The sequence below is a fragment of the Sinomonas terricola genome (assembly GCF_034931225.1).
GTDB classification, from domain to species: Bacteria; Actinomycetota; Actinomycetes; order Actinomycetales; family Micrococcaceae; genus Sinomonas; species Sinomonas terricola.
Window position 1 is genome coordinate 136309 of the sequence record NZ_JAYGGQ010000008.1, and the last position, 25873, is coordinate 162181.

The 25873-nt window shown below is 65.9% G+C and carries 29 protein-coding genes; 16 read left to right on the plus strand and 13 right to left on the minus strand.

Annotated features, from left to right (window positions below; translation table 11 throughout):
* Window positions 1-8 precede the first annotated feature (8 nt).
* The 5 genes from SPF06_RS11850 to SPF06_RS11870 form a co-directional block, all read right to left on the minus strand.
* A complete protein-coding gene (locus SPF06_RS11850) occupies window positions 9-599 on the minus strand; it encodes a gamma carbonic anhydrase family protein (RefSeq protein ID WP_323279266.1) in 591 nt (196 codons plus the stop codon).
* Window positions 600-623: 24 nt separating this feature from the next.
* Window positions 624-1355, minus strand: a complete 732-nt coding sequence (locus SPF06_RS11855; protein ID WP_323279267.1) for a lipoate--protein ligase family protein — start codon at window positions 1353-1355, stop codon at window positions 624-626.
* 3 nt (window positions 1356-1358) lie between these two features.
* Window positions 1359-2162, minus strand: coding sequence for a thioesterase family protein (locus tag SPF06_RS11860; RefSeq protein WP_323279330.1), 804 nt, complete (start codon window positions 2160-2162; stop codon window positions 1359-1361).
* Window positions 2163-2173: 11 nt separating this feature from the next.
* On the minus strand, window positions 2174-2710 hold the full coding sequence (locus tag SPF06_RS11865) for a DedA family protein (protein ID WP_323279268.1): 537 nt from the start codon (window positions 2708-2710) through the stop codon (window positions 2174-2176).
* Between the two features lie 143 nt (window positions 2711-2853).
* Entirely contained in the window at window positions 2854-3033 is a 180-nt protein-coding gene (locus tag SPF06_RS11870; protein ID WP_323279269.1) for a hypothetical protein, read from the minus strand.
* Window positions 3034-3416: 383 nt separating this feature from the next.
* Between SPF06_RS11870 and SPF06_RS11875 the strand changes: the two genes are divergently transcribed.
* Window positions 3417-3974, plus strand: a complete 558-nt coding sequence (locus tag SPF06_RS11875; RefSeq protein ID WP_323279270.1) for an AMIN-like domain-containing (lipo)protein — start codon at window positions 3417-3419, stop codon at window positions 3972-3974.
* 95 nt (window positions 3975-4069) lie between these two features.
* Here the strand turns inward: SPF06_RS11875 and SPF06_RS11880 are convergent, their stop codons facing one another.
* Complete coding sequence (locus SPF06_RS11880; protein ID WP_323279271.1) at window positions 4070-4903, minus strand: alpha/beta fold hydrolase; 834 nt, start codon at window positions 4901-4903, stop codon at window positions 4070-4072.
* Window positions 4904-4998: 95 nt separating this feature from the next.
* Here SPF06_RS11880 and SPF06_RS11885 point away from each other — a divergent pair, with 95 nt between their 5' ends.
* The gene (locus SPF06_RS11885) at window positions 4999-5577 is read left to right on the plus strand and encodes a TetR/AcrR family transcriptional regulator (protein WP_323279272.1); all 579 of its coding nucleotides are present in this window, start codon (window positions 4999-5001) and stop codon (window positions 5575-5577) included.
* On the opposite strand, the gene SPF06_RS11890 is transcribed toward SPF06_RS11885, so the two are convergent.
* Entirely contained in the window at window positions 5574-5795 is a 222-nt protein-coding gene (locus SPF06_RS11890; RefSeq protein WP_323279273.1) for a hypothetical protein, read from the minus strand. The genes SPF06_RS11885 and SPF06_RS11890 overlap by 4 nt on opposite strands.
* Before the next feature lie 115 nt (window positions 5796-5910).
* Window positions 5911-6675 carry an IclR family transcriptional regulator gene (locus SPF06_RS11895; protein WP_323279274.1) on the minus strand — a complete coding sequence of 255 codons (765 nt, stop codon included), beginning with the start codon at window positions 6673-6675 and terminating at the stop codon, window positions 5911-5913.
* A 209-nt stretch (window positions 6676-6884) separates the two neighbouring features.
* Here SPF06_RS11895 and SPF06_RS11900 point away from each other — a divergent pair, with 209 nt between their 5' ends.
* Both SPF06_RS11900 and SPF06_RS11905 read left to right on the plus strand, forming a co-directional pair.
* On the plus strand, window positions 6885-8093 hold the full coding sequence (locus tag SPF06_RS11900) for an aspartate transaminase (protein ID WP_323279275.1): 1209 nt from the start codon (window positions 6885-6887) through the stop codon (window positions 8091-8093).
* Window positions 8094-8107: 14 nt separating this feature from the next.
* Window positions 8108-8791, plus strand: coding sequence for a 4-carboxy-4-hydroxy-2-oxoadipate aldolase/oxaloacetate decarboxylase (locus SPF06_RS11905; RefSeq protein ID WP_323279276.1), 684 nt, complete (start codon window positions 8108-8110; stop codon window positions 8789-8791).
* Between the two features lie 152 nt (window positions 8792-8943).
* On the opposite strand, the gene SPF06_RS11910 is transcribed toward SPF06_RS11905, so the two are convergent.
* Both SPF06_RS11910 and SPF06_RS11915 read right to left on the minus strand, forming a co-directional pair.
* Window positions 8944-9171, minus strand: a complete 228-nt coding sequence (locus SPF06_RS11910) for a hypothetical protein (protein ID WP_323279277.1) — start codon at window positions 9169-9171, stop codon at window positions 8944-8946.
* 148 nt (window positions 9172-9319) lie between these two features.
* A complete protein-coding gene (locus tag SPF06_RS11915) occupies window positions 9320-10249 on the minus strand; it encodes a LysR substrate-binding domain-containing protein (protein ID WP_323279278.1) in 930 nt (309 codons plus the stop codon).
* Between the two features lie 355 nt (window positions 10250-10604).
* Between SPF06_RS11915 and SPF06_RS11920 the strand changes: the two genes are divergently transcribed.
* The 10 genes from SPF06_RS11920 (at window position 10605) to SPF06_RS11965 (ending at window position 19998) form a co-directional block, all read left to right on the plus strand.
* Window positions 10605-11561 carry an ABC transporter substrate-binding protein gene (locus SPF06_RS11920; protein WP_323279279.1) on the plus strand — a complete coding sequence of 319 codons (957 nt, stop codon included), beginning with the start codon at window positions 10605-10607 and terminating at the stop codon, window positions 11559-11561.
* A 38-nt stretch (window positions 11562-11599) separates the two neighbouring features.
* Window positions 11600-12739: an ABC transporter ATP-binding protein gene (locus SPF06_RS11925; RefSeq protein ID WP_323279280.1), complete on the plus strand. Its 1140-nt coding sequence runs from the start codon at window positions 11600-11602 to the stop codon at window positions 12737-12739.
* Window positions 12736-13656, plus strand: coding sequence for an ABC transporter permease (locus tag SPF06_RS11930; protein ID WP_323279281.1), 921 nt, complete (start codon window positions 12736-12738; stop codon window positions 13654-13656). Before SPF06_RS11925 ends, SPF06_RS11930 begins: the two co-directional genes overlap by 4 nt.
* A 2-nt stretch (window positions 13657-13658) precedes the next feature.
* Window positions 13659-14471 carry an ABC transporter permease gene (locus SPF06_RS11935; protein WP_323279282.1) on the plus strand — a complete coding sequence of 271 codons (813 nt, stop codon included), beginning with the start codon at window positions 13659-13661 and terminating at the stop codon, window positions 14469-14471.
* A 219-nt stretch (window positions 14472-14690) separates the two neighbouring features.
* On the plus strand, window positions 14691-15479 hold the full coding sequence (locus SPF06_RS11940) for a LamB/YcsF family protein (RefSeq protein WP_323279283.1): 789 nt from the start codon (window positions 14691-14693) through the stop codon (window positions 15477-15479).
* A gap of 1 nt (window position 15480) precedes the next feature.
* Window positions 15481-16233 carry a 5-oxoprolinase subunit B family protein gene (locus SPF06_RS11945; protein WP_323279284.1) on the plus strand — a complete coding sequence of 251 codons (753 nt, stop codon included), beginning with the start codon at window positions 15481-15483 and terminating at the stop codon, window positions 16231-16233.
* Window positions 16230-17243 (plus strand): 5-oxoprolinase subunit C family protein, encoded by a 1014-nt coding sequence (locus SPF06_RS11950; RefSeq protein ID WP_323279285.1) that lies wholly within the window; start codon window positions 16230-16232, stop codon window positions 17241-17243. The genes SPF06_RS11945 and SPF06_RS11950 overlap by 4 nt, the downstream gene beginning before the upstream one ends.
* Before the next feature lie 48 nt (window positions 17244-17291).
* Window positions 17292-18632, plus strand: a complete 1341-nt coding sequence (locus SPF06_RS11955; RefSeq protein ID WP_323279286.1) for an MFS transporter — start codon at window positions 17292-17294, stop codon at window positions 18630-18632.
* A gap of 95 nt (window positions 18633-18727) precedes the next feature.
* Window positions 18728-19477: an SDR family oxidoreductase gene (locus SPF06_RS11960; protein ID WP_323279287.1), complete on the plus strand. Its 750-nt coding sequence runs from the start codon at window positions 18728-18730 to the stop codon at window positions 19475-19477.
* Between the two features lie 299 nt (window positions 19478-19776).
* The gene (locus tag SPF06_RS11965; RefSeq protein WP_323279288.1) at window positions 19777-19998 is read left to right on the plus strand and encodes a hypothetical protein; all 222 of its coding nucleotides are present in this window, start codon (window positions 19777-19779) and stop codon (window positions 19996-19998) included.
* A 26-nt stretch (window positions 19999-20024) separates the two neighbouring features.
* Here the strand turns inward: SPF06_RS11965 and SPF06_RS11970 are convergent, their stop codons facing one another.
* Window positions 20025-20339: a hypothetical protein gene (locus SPF06_RS11970; RefSeq protein WP_323279289.1), complete on the minus strand. Its 315-nt coding sequence runs from the start codon at window positions 20337-20339 to the stop codon at window positions 20025-20027.
* 142 nt (window positions 20340-20481) lie between these two features.
* Complete coding sequence (locus SPF06_RS11975) at window positions 20482-21444, minus strand: L-lactate dehydrogenase (protein WP_323279331.1); 963 nt, start codon at window positions 21442-21444, stop codon at window positions 20482-20484.
* 540 nt (window positions 21445-21984) lie between these two features.
* Here SPF06_RS11975 and SPF06_RS11980 point away from each other — a divergent pair.
* Both SPF06_RS11980 and SPF06_RS11985 read left to right on the plus strand, forming a co-directional pair.
* Complete coding sequence (locus tag SPF06_RS11980; RefSeq protein WP_323279290.1) at window positions 21985-23028, plus strand: sugar ABC transporter substrate-binding protein; 1044 nt, start codon at window positions 21985-21987, stop codon at window positions 23026-23028.
* A 31-nt stretch (window positions 23029-23059) separates the two neighbouring features.
* Entirely contained in the window at window positions 23060-25231 is a 2172-nt protein-coding gene (locus tag SPF06_RS11985; protein WP_323279291.1) for an ABC transporter permease subunit, read from the plus strand.
* A gap of 36 nt (window positions 25232-25267) precedes the next feature.
* Here the strand turns inward: SPF06_RS11985 and SPF06_RS11990 are convergent, their stop codons facing one another.
* Window positions 25268-25771, minus strand: a complete 504-nt coding sequence (locus tag SPF06_RS11990; protein ID WP_323279292.1) for a PIN domain-containing protein — start codon at window positions 25769-25771, stop codon at window positions 25268-25270.
* Between the last annotated feature and the right edge of the window lie 102 nt (window positions 25772-25873).

The following is a 25873-nucleotide window of genomic DNA, read 5'->3' on the forward strand; positions in this document are numbered from 1 at the left end:
CTGGCCGGTCAGATCTCCCGGTCGCCGCGGTGCGCACCGTAGAACTCGGACTGTCCGCGCATGAGCTCGGCCATCGTCGTCGTCCGGTCCGCTCCGTACACGGTGCCGGGGAAGTCGAGCCCGCGCTGGATCTCCCAGATGCGGTCGTGCTGTTCCGGTGGGAGGATCGACGCCGGATCGCCGACGACCACCCATCCGATGGGCACCACCGCGCCCGGCTCAAGCCTCGTGTTCACCTGGACGACGGCGTTGATCCTCACCTCCGAGCCATTGCCGACGACGCTTCCGGGGAACAGCGAGGCGCCCGTGGCGATGAACACTTCATCGCCGACGTCGGCCCCGTTCACGTGGGCGTGGGGGCCGACCATACAGCTGCTGCCGATCCGCGCGGGATGCTTCGCCCGGCCCCGCACGAGGGCGTGTTCCATCACGATCGAGTTCTCCCCCACCGTGACTTCGCCGTCTTCCGCCGTCAGAACGGCGCCGTGGAGAATCCGGGCGCCGTCAGCGACCGTGACGTCTCCGATGAGGACGGCCGTCGGTGCGACGTACGCGCCTGTGTGAACCTGAGGGCTTGATCCGCGATGTGAGACGAGCACGAGCTCCCCTTTCTATACGGGGCGCTACGCGAGCGCGCCGCGCTCACGGTACATCGCGAGCAGCGCCGATTCGACGTCGTCGACCGTCAGGCCGGGCACGAGATCATCCGCAGCCCCGGCCGTCGACGGCTCGAAGGGCAGATCGAGCGCCCGGTAGACGTCCGATAGGACAGCCCGGACCGGCGCCGCGTCGCTCACGACGAAGACAGAGGAGAACAGCCATGCCCCGGCGACCACCCGCTGGGCCGTGCCGACGAGCTTGACGAGCGCCGCCGTCGTCGACCTTCCCCCGGGAACCCCATGCACGCTGTACTCGCCCGGACAGTACTCGCCGGGGATCTCGCCGACCCGGGCGTCGACGCCAAGGCTGCGCAGCGCGCCCGCGTACAGCTCGCCAAACACCTCGAAGCGATGGCGATGGCCCACCATCGCCTCACGCGCTGGCTCGATGTGGTCAACGATGACCGTTCCCTCGTGGTAGGCCGCGGCTCGGCCGCCGGCCTTCCGGACGACCGGCACAAAGCCGCGCGCCCACGACGCCGCCTCGGCCTCGGCGAAGCCTGGCAAATGGGTATCGCGCTGGCCGAACGCCATCGTCGGCCTCGGGCGGTACAGGCGGAGCGTCGGCCCGCGCACGCCGCGCTTGACCTCGTCGAGGAGTTCCGCCGCACGCGCGAGCTGCGCTGCGGCGTCCTCCCCGTCCCGGTCCTCGATGAGCGCAAGGGGCAAACTCGCGCCGTCGTTCCATACCGCCATGCCCTAGCTCCTGCGAATGGTGAGAATCTGCTCCGCCCGGCCGAAGGGGCCGTCGGCGTCGTGCAGCACGGAAGACGTGAGCCCGATGCCGTCGGCGCCGAAGGTGACGGCGTTGTCGATGCCGAGCCATTCGCCCGAGGGCTTGCGGTAGAGGTGGATCTGGAGGTCGACGTTCGGGAACGCCCAGCTGTCCGGCCCCGGCGGCACGCGCGTCGCGATGCCGTTGGCCGTGTCGACGAGGCCCATGAGGCGAACCCAGTCGGGGCTGCCAACGCCGTCGATGAGCGGATACGGCGTCCGAATCCACACTGTCCCGTTGCCCGCGCGGTGGTGCGGCGCCTGGAACATCTCGAGGGAACGGATGTAGCCGCCGGGCCACTCGGTGGTGCCGTCCCAGCGTTCGCAGTCCTCGAGGGGCGGGATCAGCGGGTCTTCGAACGCCGCGACGGCCGACGTGTCGCTCTGGATGAGGCGCCACGCCGTGGCCCGGATCGCCACGCGCCCCTTGGCCGACAGCTCCGCCTGGATAAGCTCGATCGTGCGGCCGGGCCGGAGGGTGCTCGTGGTCACCTCGCATTCGCCGGCGTGGATGAGGCCGAGGATCTCGTAGCTGATGCGCGCGATCCGCATGCCGTCACGGGGATCGTGCAGCTCGAGCGCGTGGGCGAGGAGGCCCGATGCGGGGGCCATGTGCTGTTCGTCCTCGTTCCACGCGCCCTGCGCATGGATCGTGGAGCGAAACCGGCCACCGCCGAGGTCTTCGTAATAGAAATCGCCTTGTGCGAGCTCCAGCGGTTCGCTCCGCAGCCGCGTCTCAGTCACGCGCTCTTCCCTTCGTCCGGCGCGGCATCATCGCGCGCACCGTCAACCCTAGCCTCTGCCGATCCAAGCGCCGCTTGTCGGCGGCGGCGCGCGATCACCACGCGGAGGACGACGGCGGAACCCGCCGCGGCGACGACGACCCAGGCCCACGGCGAGGCGGCTGCCTGATCGACGACGAGGTCGACGGCGGCGAGGCCCACCGTGGCGTAGAGCAGCGCCCACACGAGTGAGCCGACCGCCGTCGCCGGAATGTAATACCGCAGGCTCATGCGGCCGGCCCCGGCGGCAAGGTTCACGGCCGTCTGAAGACCTACGGTGACGAACGTCAGGAGGATCGCGACCGGTCCCCACCTATCGATGAGCCGCCGGGCGCCGTCGAGCTTTGCCGGATTCCACCGCGCCGCGAGGCTTGTTCGCCCATAGCCGGCAGCGAGGGCGCGACCGAGCCAGTAGGTTCCGTTGGTTCGGAGGAAGACGATGGCAAACAGGGCCGCGACGGCTGCCTCGAACGGCAGCGCACGAAGCTGTTCCACGTCCCTCCCCTCCAATTTCGGCACGTCAAGGTGACTCAATTCGTCAGCTTACCCGGATTCGCCGAGACTACGAGAAAAGGCGGTGCCGCACAGACGTGCAGCACCGCCTTACACCGAACTTATTCGGCACTCAGCTCGTGCGGTCAGGCAAGTTCTTCGAAAAGGCCCACGGTGAACGTGTCTGGACCGCTGCGGATCACCTTGATTCGGTCCGTGGGCGCGTTGGTCTTGGCCGAAACGTGGACCACGGCAGCTTCGAGCGTGTGGTCGAGGGTTGCGGGGTCCCAGATCTTGAGTGTCAGGGCGTGCGATTCAAAGCTCATGCGTCATTGCCTTCTTTGATCATCAATTGAATAGCGGGGCCGAATCCACGGGTCATGTGCCGTGAAATCGAAGAACCCAAAGCGCCGCCTCGCCGGTGAGGTGGGCCCATTCCACGGTACCGGACAGCGATTGAGGGCGGGCAGGAATGTGAGTGAAGGCACATCACGCTCCGGCGACGCCGACTGCGCAGGAAGCCCATTCCGATCACGGCCAAAGCCAGATCCGTGACCTCGGGGGCGCCCTGCAACCCCCTTCCCGAAACCATGCTCACGGTTAGGGAGCAAATCGCCCCGACCCGCTCTTCAGCGCTCGGGCAGATCTACGATCGGCTCATCCATCAGAGCCGACGCACCCAGCCGAGGCCTTAGCACCTGGATCAGCCATGAATAAGTTCGCTGCGGCGCTTGGCGCCGCACTCCTCGCCTTCGGTCTCGGCGCGCCCGCGGCCGACGCTGCGGCTCCGGCCGCGACAGCTTCGGCGTCGTGCGCAGTCCACTGGGGCTCACTCCCCAAGTCAATTCCCACACTGTCACAGGCCACTGTTCAGAATGTCCGTGCGGGCCGCCACGGATGCTTCGACCGGCTCGTGATCGACCTGCACGGCAAGGTTGCCGGGTACAACGTCCGCTATGTCGACCAAGTCCTCGAGCAGGGCAGCGGCCGTCCTGTACCGCTCCGCGGCGGGGCCTTCCTCGAGGTGACGGTAACCTCACCCGCCTACGACGCGTCCGGTCACCCCACGTACGTCCCCGCCAATCCCAGCGAAGTGGTGAACGTCGGCGGGTTCGTGACGTTCCGTGAGGTCGCGTGGGCCGGATCCTTCGAGGGGTACACGAGCCTCGGGCTCGGCGTGCGAGCTCGCCTTCCCTTCCGTGTCTTCATCCTCGGCGGGCGCGACGGCGGCTCACGGCTCGTGGTCGACGTCGCCCATCGCTGGTAGAAGGTGGTCTTGGACGAGCGCGCGCTGCGCGATGCGCAGCCCACAAGAGCACAGCTGAAGTGTGCCGGATGACCCGGCACACTTCAGCTGAGTTGCTACTTGGCCAGGAAGCGAAGCAGGACCTCGTTGATTTCGGCGCCGTGCGTCCAGAGCATGCCGTGCGGTGCGTCTTCGATCTCCACGTACTCGGCGGACGGGAGGCGCTTGGCGAACTCGCGTCCGGTCGAGTCGATGGGCAGGATGCGGTCGTCCGTGCCGTGGACAATCAGGGCCGGGACGGTGACATTCTCGACGTCGGAGCGGAAGTCCGTCAGCCACGAGTCGACGACGGCGAACGAGGCGTACCAGGACGAGCCGGCCGCCACGTTCCATGCGCTGCGCAGGGCTTCTTCGCTGAGGCGGTTGCCGAGGAAATTGTCGGTGTTGAAGAAGTCGTTGTAGAAGTTGGTGAACCAGGCGTAGCGGTCCTCGATGGCGGCGTTTCGGATGCCGTCGAATACCGATGAGGGAACGCCGGCGGGGTTGTCTTCGGTCTGCAGGAGGAAGGGTTCAAGGGAGGCCAGGAACGCTGCCTTGGCGACACGGGCTTCACCGTAGGTGCCGATGTAGCGTCCCACTTCGCCTGTTCCCATCGAGAAGCCGACCAGGACGGCGTCGCGCAGGTCCAGGGTCTCGAGGACTGTGTTGAGGTCGGCTGCGAAGGTGTCGTAGTCGTAACCCGCAGTCGGCTTGCTGGACTTGCCGAATCCGCGGCGGTCGTACGTGATGACGCGGTAGCCGGCGTTCAGGAGTGCGGCAGTTTGCTTCTCCCAGGAGCCGCCGTCAAGCGGGTAGCCGTGGATCAGGACAACGGGCTGGCCCGCGCCGTGGTCCTCGTAGTAGAGCTCGATGTCAGTGCTGTTCTCGGTGCCGACCTTGATGAAACCCATGATGCTGCTCCTTGTCTCGAGCGGGAGAACGATCGTTCTCACTTGGCGATGCCATCGTATAGAACGATCGTTCTCATTTCAAGTAAAGTTGCTCCATGGATACTTCCGAGCCGCGTACCCGCATCGTCGCGACCGCCGATGAGCTGTATAACGCGAAGGGGATCCAGGCGGTCGGCATGGACGAACTGCGTGCGGCGGCGGGCGTTTCGCTCAAGAGGCTGTACCAGGAATTTCCCTCGAAGAGCAGCATTGTGATGGCTGTGCTGGAACGACGACACGCATCGTGGACGGAAGGACTGGACGCGACAGTCCGCCAGGCTGCGACTCCGCGTGAGCGGCTGCTCGCCATCTTCGACTACCTCGCGGCTTGGTTCTGTGAGGACTCGTTCCGCGGGTGCGGATTCATCAACAGCTTCGCCGAGCTCGGCGCCATCAGCCCGGAGGTGGCCGAGTACGCCCGGAAGCACAAGGAATCATTCCAGAACTACGTCGGCCACCTTGCCAGGGAAGCTGGCGCGCCAGCCTACCTGGCGCCGCAACTCTCGATCCTGGCAGAGGGAGCGCAAACGACGGCCGCCATCGCCGGAACCCCCGATGCTGCCCGGCAGGCCCGGGCAGCGGCTGAAGTCCTGATCGACGCAGCACTGGGCGTGGAAGACCCTGACGGCACCTAGGAACGCGCCCAGCCTGCAAGCTCTGCGCGTTGCCGCGGCTCGATATTGACGACGACGGCGGGGGCCTCCGAGCCGTTGAGCCGCCGGCGGCCGTAGACGGCGGCCGAGAAGATCAACGCCGAGGCACACGTGACGGCTCCGAGGGCTGCGAGCACGAGCACGGCGCACGCCGCCGTTGCGAAGAAGACGGCCGTATCGACCAGGTCGCTTGTCACCATGGCGCTCATCCCTTTTCTGCGGACCGATGCGATCCGCCTACTGCAGGGTGAGACCGGGGTGGCGGTAGGTTATGACGCGAGTCTCGCAGACTGGGGCTTGCCCCGCGCCGGGAGCTCACGCAACCCGACGGGCCGGCATCGCGATCTGGGCCGCGACGGTCCGCACCGCCTTCCCATACTTTTCGAGGCTTCCGTCGTCGGGCCGCGCCGCGATGAGCGAGACTCCCACCGCGAATCTCGGGGCCGAACCGCCGTCGGGAACGGCCGCGGCAACGCCCACCACCGCTGGATGAACTTCGCCGAGATCCACCGCGTAGCCTCGTTCCCGTACATTGCTGAGCTGCCGGACCAGTTCGTCGACTGTGCGGACGCTTCGTTCGGTCCGGGCGTCAAGACCGCTCGGATCAGCGAACCGGGCCCGCACGGCAGTCTCGCCGAGGGGTGAGAGCAAGGCCTTGCCGACGGCGGTGAGCGCCGCCGGGAATCGGTCGCCGATGCGCGCCGAAAGATGCAGAGGGGAACGGCCTTCGTGCCGCGCCACGTAGAGCACGTCCGTTCCGTCCATGATGGCGACCTGGACGAGCTCGCGGGAAAGAAGGGTCGATTCGGCGCACGCCCGGTAGAACTCCCGAATCTGGTCGAAGGACGAAAGGTAGGCCCCGCCGAACTCGACGAGGCGTCGTCCCAGCTGGTAGCCGCCGTCGCGGCGCTGGATGAGACCCCCTTCCTCAAGGGCGCTGCAGATGTTCCGGGTCGATGAGCGGGCGGCCCCGATCCCGTGGGCGATGTCGGTCAGCGAAGCCGGCGCTGAGCCCTGACCGGCGAGGAACGCGAGCAGCTCGATGGCGCGGGTGACCGCGGGCGCAGCGCTTGTCGGCATATCAGCAACTCCTTTGTGCGAGGGGCGCGAATGCAAATCCGTCGAAATTCCGGAAATGAAATGGCACCGCCTCGATCATACGGCCGTCCTGGCATTGCATGGTCATAAGGCTTTCTTATCCGCCCACCCGATTTTCGTCTTATCCCTGCTGCCGTTTTCTTATCTACGCTCATTAGGAGCACCTTCCGCACACACGCCTTGGAGACGACATGTCCGAGTACCAGCCAGCCGCTCGAGTGACGAGGATCAGGGAATCCGCGAGCGTCCTCGCGGCGGCACGAGTCCGCGAGCTCAAGGCGGAGGGACGCTCGATCATCGACCTGACCGTCGGCGAGCCCGACTTCGACACGCCCGATCACGTCAAGCTCGCGGCGATTGCCGCCATCAACGCCGGAGAGACGAAGTACACGGCTGTCACTGGCACTCCCGCGCTCCGCTCGGCCATCCTCGACCACGTCGAAAGCCGGACCGGCCTCAGCTACGGACCACTTGAGCTCACCATCGCCGGCGGCGCGAAGCAGGTCATCTTCACGGCCCTCATGGCCTCTCTCGACAAGGGCGACGAAGTCATCGTCCCGGCCCCGTACTGGGTCTCCTATCCGGACATGGTGCTCGCGAACGACGGCACTCCGATCATCGTCCCGTGCGGCGATGAGGTGGGGTTCAAGCTCACCCCCGGGGCGCTCGCGGCCGCGATCACGCCGTCGACGAAGTGGCTCATCCTCAACGCGCCATCGAATCCGACGGGTGTGGTCTACTCGCGCTCCGAACTCGAAGCCCTCGCCGCGGTGCTCCAGGACAACCCCCATGTCTACGTGCTCACGGACGAAATCTACGACGAGATCTACTTCGGCTCCGGCCGCATCACGAGCCTCGTCTCCGCAGCCCCCGCCTTGCGCGACCGCGTTCTCGTCGTCAACGGGGTCTCGAAGGCCTACGCCATGACCGGGTGGCGAATCGGCTACGCAGTCGGCCCCGCCGACCTTGTGGCATCGATCAACAAGCTCCAGTCCCAGATCTCGTCGTGCCCCTCGTCGGTCAGCCAGGCTGCCGCGGCAGCGGCCTTGAGCGGTGATCAGCGCTTCGTCGGCGAGTGCGTCGACGCCTACCGCATCAGGCGCGACGTCGCCGTCGCGGGCCTCAATTCCATCGAGGGGCTCTCGTGCATCTCGCCCGACGGCGCCTTCTACGCCTACGTGAAATGCGCAGGCGCGATCGGGAAGACGACGCCGAGCGGCGTGCGCATCGCCGACGACGTCGATTTCACCGCCTATCTGCTCGACGCGGCATCGGTCGCCGTCATTCCAGGTTCGGCCTACGGATTGGGCCCGTACTTCCGCATTTCCTTTGCGACCTCGCTCGAGACCATCAATTCCGGCCTTGAGGCCATCGACAAGGCCGTTCGCGCCCTCAACTGAAAACGGAACACGCCATGAAACCCATGATTCACGTCAAGACCAAGTTCGAGCGGCCCGCCGCGGACGTCGTGGAACGCCTCGCGAAGTTCTCGTCGGCGACGATCCACGAGGCGCAGGGCCGGAAGGGCGCCTTGAGCTCGCGCATCAAGCCGATCGACCGTTCAATGTCCTTCTGCGGTCCCGCGGTCACGGTCCGCTGTGCGCCCCGCGACAACCTCATGCTCCAGGTGGGGATCCACTACGCCGAGGCAGGCGACGTCGTCCTCGTCGGCGCGGGCGAATTCACGGAGGCTGGCACGTTCGGGGATGTCCTGGGCAACGCGATGAAGGCCAAGGGGATCGCTGCGATGGTCACCGACTCCGGAGTGCGCGACACCCAGGACCTCATCGAGCTCGGCCTCCCGGTCTTCTCGGGCAGCATCTCGATCAAGGGAACAGTCAAGGAAACCCTCGGCCCGATCAACCATCCGCTCGTCATCGGCGACGAAATCGTCTACCCCGGCGACATCGTCCGCGGTGACGCGGACGGCGTCGTCATCGTGAGGCTCGATGAGGCCGAGGAGGTCATCGACCTCTGCCAGGCCCGTGTGGACCACGAGAATGAGCTCATCAAGCTGTATCACGCAGGCGGGACCACGATCGAGCTGTGCAAGCTCACCGAAGTCCTCAAGGCCAAGGGCCTTCTCGTCGAAGAGTAGGAACCAACACACAAGAGCAAGACCGACGCACAGAGGGAGGCCTGCCTCGGCAGGCCTCCCTCTCTCTCCGTTCTCCGGATTGAAGAGCTGCTGCACCAAAAAAGCCGCGAGCCTTCGGCCCGCGGCTTTCAATCACTACTGCAAACAGGTTTTCACCACGGCACGCTATCGGCCAGCCGACGGCCAGTGGCGACGAGCATCCACTCCGCGCTGCCGCCCGCATGCGTCGGCATGATACTGCCTTCGAAGACGAAAAGAGGCTCATCCGTGGATTCAGCGGGCTGCCACAATCCATTCACAGGGCAATGCGATCCAGTGCGGACAATCACGTGCCCGTAGGACTTCCTCAGATTCCAGCTGCTATGGCTGATCTTTTTCATGTCAGGCTTCCTCGACGACGACAGCGTATTCGCGGTCCGATGAATTGATCTGATATTCCCATGATAGTGACGGCCCTGCAGCCTGAATAAGATCAATGTCGGGTGGCACGATAAGGAAGCCGTATGGATGGCGCCCGGGACCGGCCCCCTACGCGGGGCCCGTTCCATAACGGTCGAGGAGCTGATTCTTCACCATCTCGCGCACCAGGATGAGGACGGCGGACGCGGCCTCGGACATCGGTTCGTGATCGGCCGTGCAGAGGGCGATCTTGCACTGCAACGCCGGCTCGACGATCCGATGGACCTGAAAGTGCTGATCCGGGAAGAGCGCGTCCGCGGCAGACCGCGGGAGGATGGTGGCGCCGAGATTGGCCCGGAGCAGGCGGCTCAAGGACGGGACCGACTCGACTTCCCCGGCCAGGCGCAGCAGCAGACCCTGATCGTGCAGCGCCCGATCGACGACTTGCCGGATCGTATGGTTGCTTTCTGGGAGGAACAGGTCGAACTCGGACGCGGTCTTGAGCGTCACCGCGCCAGAGCCGTCGGTCTCGAGCTCCATGGCCGGATTCGCGACCAGATAGAGGTCTTCGACGATCATCGTCGTGAACCGCACCCCGCGGATCTCGCCCGGCTCGTAGATGAGCGCCATGTCGAGCTTGCCGTTCTTGATCGCCTCGCTCAGCACACCCCCGAAGATCTCGGTGAGGTGGAGCAGGATGTCGGGGTAGCGGCGCTTGACCTCTCGGACGATCTTCGGCGCGAGGCTCGACGCCATGCTGTACGGCGCGATCGCAATCGAGACGCGCCCTGACGGCGCCGCTCCGGACGTCGCCACATCCTGCCGAGCCTCCTCGACAAGCCGGAGAATCGTCTGCGCGTGGCGGTACAGCGAATTGCCCGCGGCGGTCGGCTCAACGCCCTGCTTGCTGCGGATGAGAAGCCGCTGCTTGAGCTCCTTCTCGAGCGCCGAGACCTGCTGGCTGAGAGCCGGCTGGGCAACGTGGAGCGCTGCCGCTGCCTTGGTGATGCTCCCAGAGTCAACGATCTTCACGAAGTACTCGAGCTTTCGCGTGTCCACAGCCCCTGCCTTTCACTGCCTCGGGTGCGGAACTGCACCTGCCATCCGGATGGGCGGTCATAACTCAACCCTATGTCGGGACACAGAACCGGTCTTTGTGTGACGTGCGCCTCAGCCGCTAATTTGAAGTTTCAACCCGCCGATTCGCGCATCAATCGGTGGATGCGAATTAATACTATCCGTTCCCACCTGTCCCCGGAACATTGTTCACGAAGAAAGAGGCACCGTGAGGTCTTACACGAAGTATGGGATGGCGGCCACAGCCCTCATGATGGCTTCCGCCTTTGCTCTTTCCGCATGCGGAAACACGAGCGCCGGTTCAGATGCCGGTTCAGCGACGTCAGGCGAAGTCGATATGATTGCCTACTCGGGAATCTGGCAGGACCAGTACACCGCGGCCGTTATCAAGCCATTCCAGGCCAAGTACCCGAACATCAAGATCAATTTCGTGTCCAAGCGCTCGTCCGCCGACATGCTGAGCGCTCTCCAGGGGCAGAAGAGCGACCCGAACACTGACATCGCGATCATGGACCAATCGGTATCCGAGAGCGGCAACAAGCAGGGCCTCTTCGACAAGGTCGACGCGTCAGCCGTCTCGAACCTCGCGAATGTCCCGGACAAGTTCAGGAACAAGGACGGCTACGGCCCGGTCGCCATGCTCGACGCCATCGGACTTGTCTACGACACCAAGACCTTCCCCACGGCCCCGACGAGCTGGAACGCGCTGTGGGACAAGTCCAACTGCGGCAAGGTCAACGTCGTCGCCCCGCCGTCACTTCTGGGAATCTCCCTCACGGCCATCACCTCGAGCATGGAGGGCGAGGATTACACGAGGGGCATCGACAAGGGCGTCGACAAGCTCAAGCAGCTGGCCCCGTGCATCCAGACGTTTGCTCCCAATCCCGACGAATACCAGAACGTCATCACGGGGCAGACCGTGATCGGCCTCGGCCAGAACGCCCGCGGCCAGTACTACGCCGACCAGACGGGCAAGAAGATCGGCGTCGCCTTCCCGAAGGAGGGCACCGCATATCAGATCAACACGATCAACCTGGTCAAGGGCGCTCCGCACTCGGCGGCCGCCAAGACGTTTATGAACTACGCACTCTCCGCTGAAGCCCAAGAGGCCTTCGCGAAGGCCCTGTACTACGCGCCGTCCGTGAGCAACGCGAAGCTTCCGGCTGATGTCCAGGCCCGCGTCGTCCCGACGGACGGCTCCCTCAAGATCCTCCCGCTCGACGTCGATTTCCTCGCCTCCGTCCGCGACAAGTGGACCGAGACGTGGAAGCGCCAGATCATCACCAAGCAGTAGTGACTGCCCACTCGCACCCCGCACAGGAGAGTCACAGAATGAACCAGTCCAAGCTGGCGATCGTCGACCTGACCAAACGGTACGCGCCGGGCCTCGACCCGGCGGTGGACAAGCTCAGCATGGAGGTTGAGGAAGGCCATCTCGTGGCCCTCCTGGGCCCATCCGGCTGCGGCAAGACCACGACGCTCCGGATGGTGGCCGGCCTCATGGACCCCACGGCCGGCTCGATCATCGTCGACGGAAAAGACATCACCCAGACACCCGTCAACAAGCGGGGAATGGGCATGGTCTTCCAGTCCTACGCCCTCTTTCCCCATATGGACGTCGCACAGAACGTCGCGTTCGGCCTGCAGATGCGGAAAGTCCCGTCTGCGGACCAGTCGAAGCGCGTGGCCGCTGCACTCGACATGGTGAAGCTCGGCCACCTCGCGAAGCGAAAGGTCCGCGAACTCTCGGGAGGCCAGCAGCAGCGCATCGCCCTCGCCCGCGCCCTCGTGGTCGAGCCGACGCTCCTGCTCCTCGACGAGCCGCTTTCGAACCTCGACGCGAAACTCCGCGAGACCATGCGCAGCGAGATCCGGTCGATCCAGCAGCGCACCAAGGCGACAACCCTCTTCGTGACCCACGACCAGGACGAGGCGCTCGACATGGCCGACCGCATCGCCGTCATGAACGGCGGCCTCATCGAGCAGTACGACTCCCCCAGCGTCATCTACGAGCGGCCCAACACCCACTTCGTGGCCGACTTCATCGGCCAGGCGAACTTCCTCACCGCGCATGTCGTCGCAGACAACGGACCGGCCAACGGGCCGGCGGAGGACGGCGGCCGAACGTCCGAGCGGAACTACACGGTCGACGTCGAAGGCCTCGGCCGCTACGGCGCAACCGGCCATGCGGGCTTCGTGGGCTCGACCCGAGAGCTCGTCGTCCGGCCGCACCGCCTGCGCGTCTCGCTCGAGCCGCGAGTGGGAGAAGCGGGCATCGCGGGAACGATCAAGGGCGTGAGCTACACGGGAGACACAGTCGGCTTCACTGTGAGAGTCGGCGAGCGGACGCTTCAGGCGCAGTTCATGACCTCGAGCGCCGCGGTTCCCCAGCGCGGAGACGCGGCCTACCTCTCGTGGAATCCGGCCGACGCCTACCTCCTGCCCGGCATCCCAGAAAGCGCTGCGGCATGACCGTCACCCAGACCCACGAACCTGCTCGGCTTCAGCCCGGTACTATGCCCGGCAGCCTCGAGAAGGCGAAGGCGAGGCGGGACCGCCGAACGTACGTCACGCTCCTGATCCCTGCGGTTCTCGGGCTTTTCGTGAGCTTCGTGCTGCCCTTGGCGTACATGATCCGCATGTCGTTCAACCACGGCGAGGCCGACGGCGTGATCACCGAGGGCTTCACGCTCGACTCCTACATCCAACCCCTCACGGACCCCTACTACTGGAAGGTCACGCTCGACACGTTCCAGATGGGCGTCATCGTCGGCGCCGTGTGCGTCGCCCTTTCGTACCCGATCACGCTGTTCCTCGCACGGAGCACAAGCAAGTACAAGAGCGCCCTGCTCGCCATCGCCATCGCGCCCCTGCTGACCTCCGCCGTCGTCCGAACGTACGGCTGGATGGTCATCCTGGGCTCGAACGGCCTCGTGAATTCCTCGCTCGAGGCCTTGGGGCTCATCAATTCGCCGCTCAAGCTGACCAACAACATGCTGGGCGTGCAGATCGGCCTCGTCGAGATCTTCATGCCCTACGCGATCCTGGCCATGATCTCGGGCTTCGGCCGGCTCAACCCGCAGCTCGAAGAGGCGGCCGGCTCACTCGGCGCGAGCAAGTTCCAGATCTTTGCCAAGATCACACTGCCGCTGACCCTTCCGGGCGTCCTGACGGGCTTCCTCATGGTGTTCGTCCTGTCGATCAGCACGTTCATCACGCCGACCCTTCTGGGAGGCGGAAGCGTCCAGGTCCTCGCGACCGAGATCTACGACCAGACCACGGGCCTGCTGAACTGGCCCTTTGCTGCTGCTCTCTCGGTCATCCTCCTCGTGCTGTTCGGCGCGGTCGTGGCCGTCTATCAGCGCCTCACGAAGAAGATCGGAGCGTAGCCATGAACGAGGCACCCGCGTTCAAGCCGAAATTCAAGATCGGGAAGCCGCTCTTCGGAATTCTCGTCTTCCTCCTCTACGTCTTTCTCCTCGCGCCGCTCCTCGTCGTCGTCGTGACCTCGTTCTCGTCGAACCAATACCTTTCTTTCCCACCCCAGGGATTCACGCTCAAATGGTATGAAGTCCTCCCGGACGAGAGCATCTTCGTCAATGGGATGCAGGTTAGCCTCATTGTCGCCGTCTCGGTGACGCTCATCACGCTGGCCATCGGGGTTCCCGCGGCCCTCGCCCTGGAACGGTTCGAGTTCAAGGGCAAGGGCGCCATCCTCTCGCTCTTCCTCTCGCCCCTTCTCGTGCCGAGCATCGTGCTCGCCCTCGGGCTCGTGCTGATCCTGAGCCCGATGCGCCTCACGAACACGTATGAGGGGATCATCATCGGCCACGTCGCGATCACGTTCCCGTTCGTGGTCAGGACGACGATGATGAGCCTCGCGACGACAGACACGTCTTGCGAGGCCGCCGCCCGGATCCTGGGCGCAGGACCGTGGACCGTCTTCCGCAGGATCACGCTGCCGATCATCCAGCCGGGCGTCATCGCCGGCGGCGTCATCGCGTTCATCGTCTCGTTCGACGAAGCGGTGATCTCGCTGTTCGTCGCCCAGTCCGGGCTCCCGACCCTGCCGGTCCAGGTGCTCCGGTACGTGGAGAACTCCGCCGACGCGGCCGTGGCGGCGCTTTCGGTCATCCTCATCCTCATCTCCCTCGCGGTCGTCGTCATCGTCGAACGCGTCATGGGGCTCCGCCGGGCCCTGTGATCGTGCGCAGCACGCAAACAGCCCCGCCCGCAGCCCGGCCCAACAGGTCGTCGCTGCGGGCGGCCGGTGTGTCCTGCGTCATAACCGAGGCCTATCCCGTGATACCCAATAGGTCTTTGTGCGGGCTGCAGACGCGATGAGACGATTCTGAGAGAAGAAATGAGCATGATCATTCCGGCTCTTTTGCAGGCATTCAGATATTCACGGAAAGAGAAGCACGTGAACCCGACGATCGATCTCGTGGCAGACCTGGGCGAGGGATTCGGCGCGTACCGGATCGGAAATGACGCAGAGCTGCTCGATATCGTCTCGAGCGCGAATATCGCGTGCGGCTTTCACGCGGGCGATCCGGATATCATGCATTCGACCGTCGCCGAATGCGTCCGCCGCGGGGTCGGCATCGGGGCGCACCCCAGCTTCCCTGATCTCCGCGGATTCGGGCGCCGCGCCATGGATCTCACCGAGGACGAGGTGCGCAACGACGTCGTCTATCAGCTCGGCGCCCTCTCCGCGTTTGCCGCCTTCCACGGTGCGCGCGTCTCGCACCTCGCCCCGCACGGCCGCCTGGGCAATCTCGTGGCGACCCGTCCGGACTACGCCGCGGCTGTGGCGGACGCAGCCGCAGGCGTCGACGACTCCCTCATCGTCCTCGCGCAGGAGGGCGAGCTCGCGCGGGCCGCGCGCGCCCGGGGGCTGCGCGTCGCGCTCGTCGGCATCGCCGACCGCGCTTACCAGGAGGACGGCACGCTCGTGCCGCGCAGCGTCCCGGGGGCGGTGCTGCATGATCCGCAGGAAATCGTCGAACGCACGGTCCGCATGGTGTGCGAAGGAAAGATCACCACGGTCTCGGGCACCGATCTCGACGTCGAGGCCGATACTGTGCTGCTCCACGGCGACAACGAGGGCGCCGTCGAACTCGCCCGCCTCATCCGCAGCGAGCTGACTGCCGCGGGCGTCCGCATCGCCCCGCTCGCCGACGTGTTGGCCGAGAAGTACCCGGTGGCCTGACATGCCAGCCCTGCTCCCCTCCCCCGTGGAGGTCTATGAATCCGGGGACGCCGCACTGCGCGTCGTCGCGACGTCGGGCGACGCCGAGCAGAACTGGGCCACAGTGCACCGGCTTGCCGAGTGGCTCGATGGCTGCGGCGCGGAGGGTCTGCACGGCGCCGTGCCCACCTACGACTCGGTCCTCATCGAATTCGACGCCCTCACCGTGTCCGCCCGCCAAATCCGCGCATTCGTCGCCTTGGGCCTGCGTCAGCTCGCGCTGTCCACGGACGACGGCGCTACTCCCCGCGAGTTCGACGTCCCGGTCGTGTACGGGGGCACCTTCGGCCCCGACCTCGAGTTCCTCGCCGAATACGAGGGCATTTCGGTTGACGATGTCGTGAGGATCCACTCGTCCAAGGAATACGTGATCCGGTGCCTCGGGGCGCCGGCGGGCTCTCCGATGATGGACGGCCCGGACTTCCCGATTCCGGTTCCGCGGCTCAAGGATCCGAGGCTCAGCGTCCCCGCCGGCGCCGTCGCGGTGGCCGGGCGGCAAGCCGTCATCGCTCCCGCGGTGGCCCCCGGGGGATGGCAGGTCATCGGGCAGACTCCGCTCACGCTCCTTGATCTGGGCAGCGACCCTCTCGTGCCGTACCGGCCGGGCGATGTGCTCCGCTTCCGGCCGATCCCAGAAGAGGAATTCGCCCAGTATGAGGGGCAGAGGATGGAAGCACGCCTCACGGGGGCTCGTCCCCTGGAGACAACGCCATGAGCGGGCAGATCGTCGTCCACCAGGCGGGGAACACGGTTGTGACCGATCTCGGGCGATTCCGTGGCCCAAGGTACGGCTTGCCGGTCAACGGAGCCCTCGACCAGTACTCGGCCAGGGCCGCCAACATCCTCGTCGCAAACGAGGAGAACGCACCCCTCCTCGAGCTCACGGCGCTCGATTTCAGGATGAAGACGACCTCGGACATCCTGATCGCGGTCACGGGGGCCGCCCTCGCCCTCACGGTCGGCGGGCGCGTCTGCCCGCAATGGGAACCCATCTCGGTCCGCGCCGGCGAGACCGTGTCCGTGCGCGGCATCAACGGGGGCCTCCGGGCCTATCTCGCGGTGCATGGATCCCTCGATGCTCCCAGCCTTCTCGGAAGCTGCGCGCCGGACACTGTGGTCGGATTTGGCCTCCAGCTGCGGGACGGGACGGCCGTCGGAACGCGCCGCAGCGTCCCGTCGGTCCGCCAGCCGTACTTCGACATGCCGCTTTTCCGGCTCCCTGTCGAACAGCGCCACCCCGGACGCCTCCTGCGGGTCGACGTCACGGACGGGCCGGACTTGGCAGAGTTCGGCGATTCCGCGGAGCTGCTTTTCAGCTCGGAGTACACCGTGAGCCCAAGGAGCAATCACATCGGCCTGCGGCTCGGGGGCGCGCTTCCCGAGAGGACAACCTCGGGGGAAGTCCTCTCCCGAGGAGTCCCGGTCGGGGCCGTGGAAGTTCCGTCGCGGCAAGAACTCCTCGTCCTCCACCGAGGCCGGGGCGTGACGGCCGGGTACCCAGTGCTGGCCGTCGCGACGAGCCTCGGACTCGACGTCCTGGCCCAAGCGCGCCCCGGCGACACGGTCCGCTTCGCGAGGACGACGGTGGCCGAGGCGACCGCCGCCTACCGGCGTTCGATGCACCAGCTCGAAACGCTTCGGGAATCCGTCACGGCCGTCTTCAACCTCCTCGGCATCGGAAGTGCCGCCCACTGGCAGGATCTGCCGGCGGCGGCCTGCAGCTGATCCCGCGTCGACCCCACGAGCGCTACGCTCTCATCACTAAGGAAATCCATGGCAACACGAAACGAAGCTGCTGCAACGCAGCATGGGCAGCTCACGAGCCGCCAGACACTCAAGGTCGTCATCGCGGGATGCGTCGGCATCTTCGTCGAGCTCTACGACAACGGCATCTTCGCCTTCATGGCGACCACGCTCTCCCTCGTGTTCTTCGCGAAGGGCGACCCCAACGCCGCACTCATGTTCGTCTTCGCCGGCTACGCGATCTCCTTCTTCGTGCGCCCGCTCGGCGCGATCGTCTGCGGCTTCCTGGGCGACAGGCTGGGGCGGCAGAAGCTCCTCGTCTTCGTCATCCTGCTGATCAGCGTCGCCACCGCCGCCGTCGGCATCCTCCCGCCCTATTCGGCGATCGGCGTCGCCGCGCCGATCCTCCTCGTGACGATGCGCCTCGTGCAGGGCTTCTCCGTGGGCGGCGAGGCCGCCGGCGCGATGACGTTCCTCGCAGAACACGCCCCCGCGCACAAGCGCGGCCAGATCACGTCCTACGCGCAGATCGCCTCGTTCGCCGCTCTCCTCACGGGCACGATCATCGGCTTCACCATGGCCCCCTGGCTCAACGCGGCCGCGATCAATGGGGGCGGCTTCGGCTCCTTCGCGTGGCGCATCCCGTTCCTCGTCGCCATCCCCATGGGGTTCATCGGCTGGTACATCCGCCGCGCGATCAGCGATACCCCCAACTTCCAGCGGCTCAAGGAGGAAGGCGGGCTCGCTAAGAACCCGTACAAGGAAGCCTTCGCCTCACCCGAGCACCGGCGCGCGATGCTGCTTGCGCTGTTCATCCCGCTCATGAACGGCTCCGGCTACTACGTGCTGTTCTCTTACATGCCGACGTTCCTCGCGGGCAAGCAGCTCCACTATTCGACCGCGGACTCGCTCCTCATCACGGCCGCGAGCCTCGTCGTCATCTGCGCCGCGATCCCCGTCATGGGTGCCCTCTCCGACCGCGTGGGCCGCAAGAAGGTCATCGCGGGGGCGGCGATCGCGATGGCGATCGTGTGTGTTCCCTCCTACGCGCTCCTCGCAACCGGCAACATCGGCCTCGCGATCCTCGGCGCGAGCATCATGGCGATCGTGTTCGCCGGCCACACGGCGGTCATCCACATCCTCCTCGTCGAGCTGTTCCCGACGCGCGTCCGCTACTCGGCCTACGGACTCGGCTACAACATCTCCTCGGCCCTCTTCGGCGGAACGGCCCCCCTGCTCATGACCTGGCTCATCGGCACCACGGGGAACGTGTTCATGCCAGCCTTCTACGCGGCGATCACCGCACTCGGCACGCTGGCCGCAGTGCTCACCGTCAAGGACCGCGCGCATGAGCCGCTCCGCGACGCGTAGCAGCCCGGCGCCGTCGTCCGCTGCTCTTGCCCGCCCGGTATTTCCCTCCCCCCGCCAGGTATTTCCCTCCCGCCCACCCAGACTTCGGAGGCCCCATGTCCTTCTCTGACTACAAGACCGCTCTCGTCACCGGTGCCTCGACGGGCATGGGAGCAGCCATCGCCGAGCGACTCGCCAAGCGGGGCCTCGCGGTCCACGCGATCGCCCGCAACGAAGAGCGCCTCAAGGAACTCGCGGACCGCGTCGGCGCCACCCCGCACGCGCTCGACCTGACGGACACCGCCGCGCTCAGAGCTGCCGTCGGCGGGCTTGAGATCGACGTCCTCGTCAATTGCGCGGGAGTCTCGAGGCCGGGGAACATCCTCGATGCGTCTGAGGAAGACCTCGACGAAATCGTCGACGTCAACCTCCGCGGGCTCCTCCAGCTCACGCGCCTCGTCCTGCCCGGCATGGTGGAGAGGGACCTCGGGCACATCGTCAATATCAGCTCGATCGCCGGCCTCTACAACTTCTACGGCCACACCGCGTACCACGCAACGAAGGCGGCCGTGCACCAGATCTCCCGGCAGCTCCGCAACGACACGGTGGGGAAGCGCATCCGCGTCACGGAGATCTGCCCGGGCCGCGTCGAGACGGAGATCTTCGGCCGCAACCTCGGCGGAAGCCCCGAGGCGATGGAAGAGGCGTGGAAGACGTATTACGAGGGGTACGAATCCCTCACGACCGAGGACATTGTCGACGCCGTCGACTACGCGATCGAGACTCCGCGCCACGTCAATATCGGCATGCTCGAAATCATGCCGACGTTCCAGGTTCCAGGCGGCCTGACGTTCGACCGACGCTGAGCACGGGGTATCGGTACCGGCGTCGACAGCACGGACCGGTCGTCGACGAGCGCCTCGCGGACGCCGTCATCCGCGTCGGCGGTGAACGAAGACCAACGCGCCGATTCTGTCAAGAGTTCACGACGCCGTCTTGGCTCCCTTTCGGACGGATGATGGCCCGTGGGTGCACAGACCGGATGGACTCTTGGCCCCTGCTGGCCCGCGACCTACTCTGGCTGAATCCCGACCCCGCACTGGCTTGGGGAGTGCGTCGCTGTCCTGTTCCCACGCCACGCGGTCGGGCAGAGGAGGGGAAGCACATGCGGCAGCATCTCGAAGAACGAGCGAGAGTACCATTCGAACCCGATTCCCATCGGGCCTGGATCCCAGGCGACCCCGGGCGGGCCACGGCGAACGGATACCCCTTCGTCTCCGATGCCGAGGAGCACCTTCTGGACTCCCTGAGGAAGGCGGGGCTCAGCGAGGAGGAAGCGCGCGCGGAGGTCGCCCGGCTTGCAGCGGGCGACGTCTGGGCCGGATAGCGTCGCGGGCCGCCGACGCGTCGGCGCTATGGACGACGTCGACGGGGTCGAGTCCGTCCGCTCGCCGGTCCGGCGTCCCGGGCCGGCGGCTCGTCGGCCTGGGCCTGCTCCGCGGAGCCCGGCGGGTCGGCTGCGGACCGGTCCTCGGTCGAACGGACTTCGTTGTCGGGGCCGAGCACGATCCCGTCCAGTTCCAAGAGCTGCCTCGCGAGGCCGGTGACCTCGTGCGCGTCGAGCGATGCCATCGTGCGGTGCCCGGCGTTATCGGCGTCGTCCGGTGACTCCCCGATCCCGTCGAGCCATCGAAGCTCACCCGCAAGCCGCCGTGCCTCCTCGGCCATGGCCCCGAAAGACGCCTCCTTGAAGACCCCCGAACCATCCCCGACTGCCCTTGTGGGCTTTTAAGAGTATGGACCCCTGCGATGGGCCGCTGCCAGAGAAGCATGCGAAGGCCGGTTCGGCATTGGGCCTGCCGATGTGGGCTCAGCTGCCCCGCTCCGGAAGCATCAGGGCGTCAAGCGCAGCCTGAATCGCAGCGGCCGAGCGCGCGAGCCTCTCCCGCTCGCCGTCGTCCATCGGCACGTTGAGGACACTGCGGACGCCCCCGGTTCCCACAACGCTCGGCAGGCTCAGGGCAACGCCGCTCATCCCGTACGGCCCGTCAAGGACGCTTGAAACGGGCAGGACCGCGTCCTCTCCGCGAAGCACGGCTTCGATGATCCGGGCGGCCGAGAGGCCGATCGCGTAATTCGTGGCTCCTTTTCCGGCAATAACGCGATATGCGGCGTTGGCCACCTCGCGGGTCAGTTCGTCGAGGACTTGAGGGCTGAACGGCTTCTCGCCGTCCGGCAGCTCCCAGTCCTTGAGGGGCACCCCGCCAATCGAGGCCCCGGTCCACAGCGGAAACTCCGTGTCGCCGTGCTCGCCGACGATAGACGCGTGCACCGAACTCCTCGAAATCCCTGCTTTCTGCGCAATCAGCCATCTCAGGCGCGACGTATCCAATAAGGTCCCCGAGCCGAACACCCGGCCCGACGGCAGTCCCAATATGCGCTGTGCGATGACGGTCATCACGTCGCAAGGGTTGGTGACCAGCAAATACACCGCATCCGGCGAGACGGCGAGAAGGGGTGGCAGCACGGTGCGGAGAATTTCCGCATTCGTCCCCGCGAGATCCAGGCGGCTCTGGCCTGGCTTCTGCTTTGCCCCCGCCGTGATGACGACGACGTCGGCGCCGCCAGCTACCGCGATGTCGTTGCCTCCGCTGACGCTCCCCACGCCCGTGAATTGCGTTCCGTGTGCGAGATCCAGCACCTGGGCGTCGACTTTTGGCCCGTCGACGTCGTAAAGGACGATGTCCCGGGCCGAGCTGCGAATGAGCGCCGCGTACGCGATTGAACTGCCGACGGCACCGGCGCCGACTACGACGAGCTTTCCCGACTGCACCACGTTTTGCCTCCGATTGATCACGAGAGCTTTTGCGGGCGGGAGGATTCGCGAGTCGCCCCCGAGATCCGGTACCCGTCCCCAGAGTACGGCGCCCGGGCAACTAGGGGTGGAGTCGAGGTGAATTGAAGCCTTGTGGAGAACAGACCTCGGGTCTACAACGTAGTCATGTATACCGAAGGGCCCCGTGATGTCGATTCACCGGTCCTTGAGCGGGCAGTCAGCCACAAGCTGACGAGCCGGCACCCTTAGTGGGAATCGCCGCGGATTCCCTCATGGGCCCGCACGGCTGCAACCGCCTGGATTCCGGTCCGGCCGCGCCTGGTCCCCGCAATCGCGGATCAGTCATAAGGAAAGATCAAGTTGGACCACCTCAAGGTTTCAGCACGCGGTCTCGGAACCACCTTTGTTGCAGCCCTCTCCGTGTCAGTGCTGGCGGCCTGTAGCGGACCGGGCGCCTCGCCCACCACGAGCGCTGCGAGCTCTGGCGGAGCTGTGCCGCAGATCTCTGCGTCAGCATTTACCGCCGACTTTTCAGCGATGAAACAACTCACGTCCCTCGCCTCCCAAGGCAAGGGCATCGTCGGCGTCCTTCTGCCCGACACCACGACCTCCGCAAGATACGTCACCTTCGATGCGCCTTATCTGACGAAGGCCTTCGAAGCAGCAGGCCTTGACTCGAGCAAGTTCAAGATCGACAACGCGCAGGGCAGCGCGGCCACGATGCAGACCCAAGCCGAGGCTGACATCACCGCCGGGGCCTCCGTGCTGCTGGTCGACGCCCTCGACTCGGGCTCGGGAGCGGCCATCGAAGCCGCCGCCACAGCGCGCGGCGTCAAGGTGATCGACTATGACCGGCTCGTGAAGGGCGGCGCGAAGGATCGCATCTACGTCAGCTTCGACAACGTCAAGGTCGGTCAGCTGATCGGCCAGGGCGAAATCAGCTGCCTCGCCGACTGGAACGTCGCCAAGCCGAACATCCTGATCATGGACGGCGACCCGACCGACAACAACGCGAAGCTGTTCGCGCAAGGCTACAACGGCGTTCTCAAGCCGCACTTCGACAGCGGCGAGTACGTGAACGTGGGCGAGCCGGCAGGCACGTGGACGCCATCCGTCGCGCAGACGACCTTTGCCCAGCAGTACACGGCGCACCCGAACATCAACGCCGTCGTCACCCCCAACGACGACAACGCCAACGCGGTGATCTCCTACCTGCAGAGCAAGAACATCCCCGCCAAGAAGTTCCCGACCACGGGGCAGGATGCGTCCCTCTCCGGGCTGCAGAACATCCTGAAGGGCTACCAATGTGGAACCGTGTACAAGCCGATCTACCTTGAGGCCCAGGCTGCTGCCGCAGCGGCGCTCTACCTGCGCGCGAGCGCGGACGTTCCTTCGTCGCTGGTGAACGGCAAGACGACGGACGATACGGCGAAGGCCGACGTCGCGTCGTCCCTGCTGACGCCCCTGTGGGTCACCACGAAGAATATGGCGGACACGGTCGTCAAGGACGGCGCCGTGACGGTCTCGTCGCTGTGCATCGCCCAGGTCAAGGACGCGTGCACGACGGCCGGGATCCAATAGCGCCACGGATTGAGGAGTTGGATCAGCCAGCGTGACGCCCGAATCGCCAGCGCAGCCGGACACCTTGGCACCACCGGACATCGGTCCGCTGCTTCGCCTTTCCGGGATCGACAAGAACTTCGGGCCGGTCCAGGCGCTCGTCGACATCACCCTCGAGGTGCCGACCGGGAAGGTGACTGCGCTCGCTGGCGACAACGGCGCGGGCAAATCAGTATTGATCAAATGCATCGCCGGCATCTTCGCCCCAGATGACGGACAGATCTTCTGGGAAAGTACGCCCGTGCGGCTGAATTCCCCTCACGAGGCAGCCGCACTCGGCATCGAAACCGTGTACCAGGACTTGGCCCTGTGCGACAACCTCGACATCGTGCAGAATCTGTTCCTGGGCCGGGAGCGGCTGCGCCATTTTCTCCTCGACGAAGAGAGCATGGAGATCGCGGCGAGGGAGACGCTGTCGAGCCTCGCTGTGACGACCGTGCGCTCGATCCGCCAGCCCGTCGCATCGCTCTCCGGCGGACAACGCCAGTCGGTGGCGATCGCGAAGTCGGTCCTCTGGAACTCGAAGCTCGTGATCATGGACGAGCCGACGGCGGCCCTCGGCGTCGCCCAGACGGAGGTCGTCCTTCGCCTCATTCGCCAGCTCGCCGACCGCGGCGTAGCCGTCCTCGTCGTCTCGCACAACATGAACGATGTCTTCCACGTCGCGGACCGGATCGCCGTGCTCCACCTCGGCCGGCTCGTCGCGGTTCGGCCCGTCACAGAACTGGACCGACAGATCGTGGTCGATCTGATGACCACCGGCCTGTCCGACCGGGCGCGGCCCGAGCTCGGGCCATCAGCGCCGGCCGGGCAACCCGCTGTCGCCGCCACGGAGGCTCCCCCGGATGAACCGATGACCGCGGTTGGGCTCCCGGAGGAAGCGACCGCCGCGGTTGTGGCCGCGGACGAACCGACGACGGCGGCCGCCAAGCGAGACGCCGTCCTGGCTCTCAATCCCGTGATCACGGCCACGTCGCTGCCCGACTACTTCCGCGCGGCACTCGCACGAGTCCGAGGAGGCGAGAGCGGGGTCCTGCCGGTGCTCGCGGGCCTGGTCCTCATTTCGGTGCTCTTCCAATCGCTCAACCCCAATTTCCTGACGCCCGGCAACCTCGTGAACCTGCTCATCCAAGGCTCCGTGTTCATGGTGCTGGCAATGGGCCAGATCTTCGTGCTCCTGCTCGGTGAGATCGACCTGTCAATCGGCTACGTCGGTGGCATCGGCGGCGTCATCATGGCCGAGCTCGTCCAAGAATCGACCGGATGGCCGTGGTGGGCGGCTATCGCCGTCGGGCTGGCCGCGTGCGCCGCGATCGGGGCGCTGCAGGGCACGATTATCACCCGTCTCCGGCTGCCCTCCTTCGTGGTGACGCTCGGCGGCCAGCTCGGGTGGCTCGGGGTGATGCTGATCATCCTTGGCAGTGGCGGCGTGGTGCCCATCAACGACACCGTCATCAACAACGTCGCGAGCGGAAACCTCAGCCCGGTCGCCAGCTGGATCGTGATGCTCGCCATCGCGGGAGCGTTCAGCGCCTGGACCTGGCTTCGAGACGCTCGCCGGCGCACGAGCGGGCTCGTCGCGCCCCCGGCGAGCGTGAGCGCCCTGAAGATCGCCGCTGTCCTCGCCGCTGGGGTGGCCATCGTCTGGCTCTGCAACACCAACCGCGGCATCCTGATTGAAATCAGCGGCGTACCTTGGGTGCTCCTTGTGGTGCTCGGAGTCCTGGCCGCGTGGACTCTTCTGCTGGGCCGCACCCGGTTCGGCCGCTACATCTACGCCATCGGCGGCAACGCCGAAGCCGCACGGCGGGGAGGAGTCAACCTCGCGCGCATCCGCACTCTCGCCTTTATGCTCGCGTCCTTCACCGCGGGTATCGGCGGAATCGTCTATGCGTCCCGGCTCCGCTCGGTCTCCACCTCGTACGACGGCGGCACTCTCGTGCTGTACGCCGTGGCGGCTGCGGTCATCGGAGGAACAAGTCTGTTCGGCGGGCGGGGCAAGGTGCTGCACGGGGTTCTCGGAGGGCTTGTGATCGCAGCCATCGACAACGGGATGGGCCTCCAAGGCTACAGCGCGCCGGCGAAGTACGTGGTCACGGCGCTGGTCCTCGTCGCCGCGGTGACGATCGACGCCGTCGCCCGCCGCGGGCGCACGCGGTCATAGACCACCACTCCGATGTTGGATCCTGATTGGGGTCAGTCAGAGAGCGAGGACCGCCTCCGCGGAGGCGCCTGTCAACGTTCCTGCGATGCGCTTGTCGAATGTCACTAGCCGGGCCGAGTGCGCGACGGCGAGGTTGACCAGATGCAGGTCTGTGACTTGACGGTGGCCGGCCATGGCTTCGAGGGAGATGACCGGATCGGCGAGAGTCGCGTCGTCCGCCAGAAACGTGGCTCGCGGGTCGGCTCTGAGCGACCGGAGGGAGGCCAACGCCGCCCCCGATGAGGTCGGTCCTCCCATCACGGCTGGATTGAGCGCAAGTCGGAGGAACCCGCTCTCGGTAATCGGAGTTGTGGCGAAATGTCGGACTTTGGCGAACCAGTCCTGTGCGGACGTCGTAAACGACATCAGACGGTTCACCTTCAATCCGGGCGGGCCGTCTCCGGATGCGTACGCGCCGAACAGTGCCTTGGATTCGTCGCGGATCGCCGACAGAGGCTCGACCAGCACTCGAGTTTCCGGCAGGACCCGCCAGCGAGGCATTATCCTTCGAGCATCCCTTAACAACCGGATGAGGGTTCGTGCACGCTTGCAGCAACGCCTGAACACCTGAGCTCATTTCCGGCCTCCCCTACCCTGTGCTGG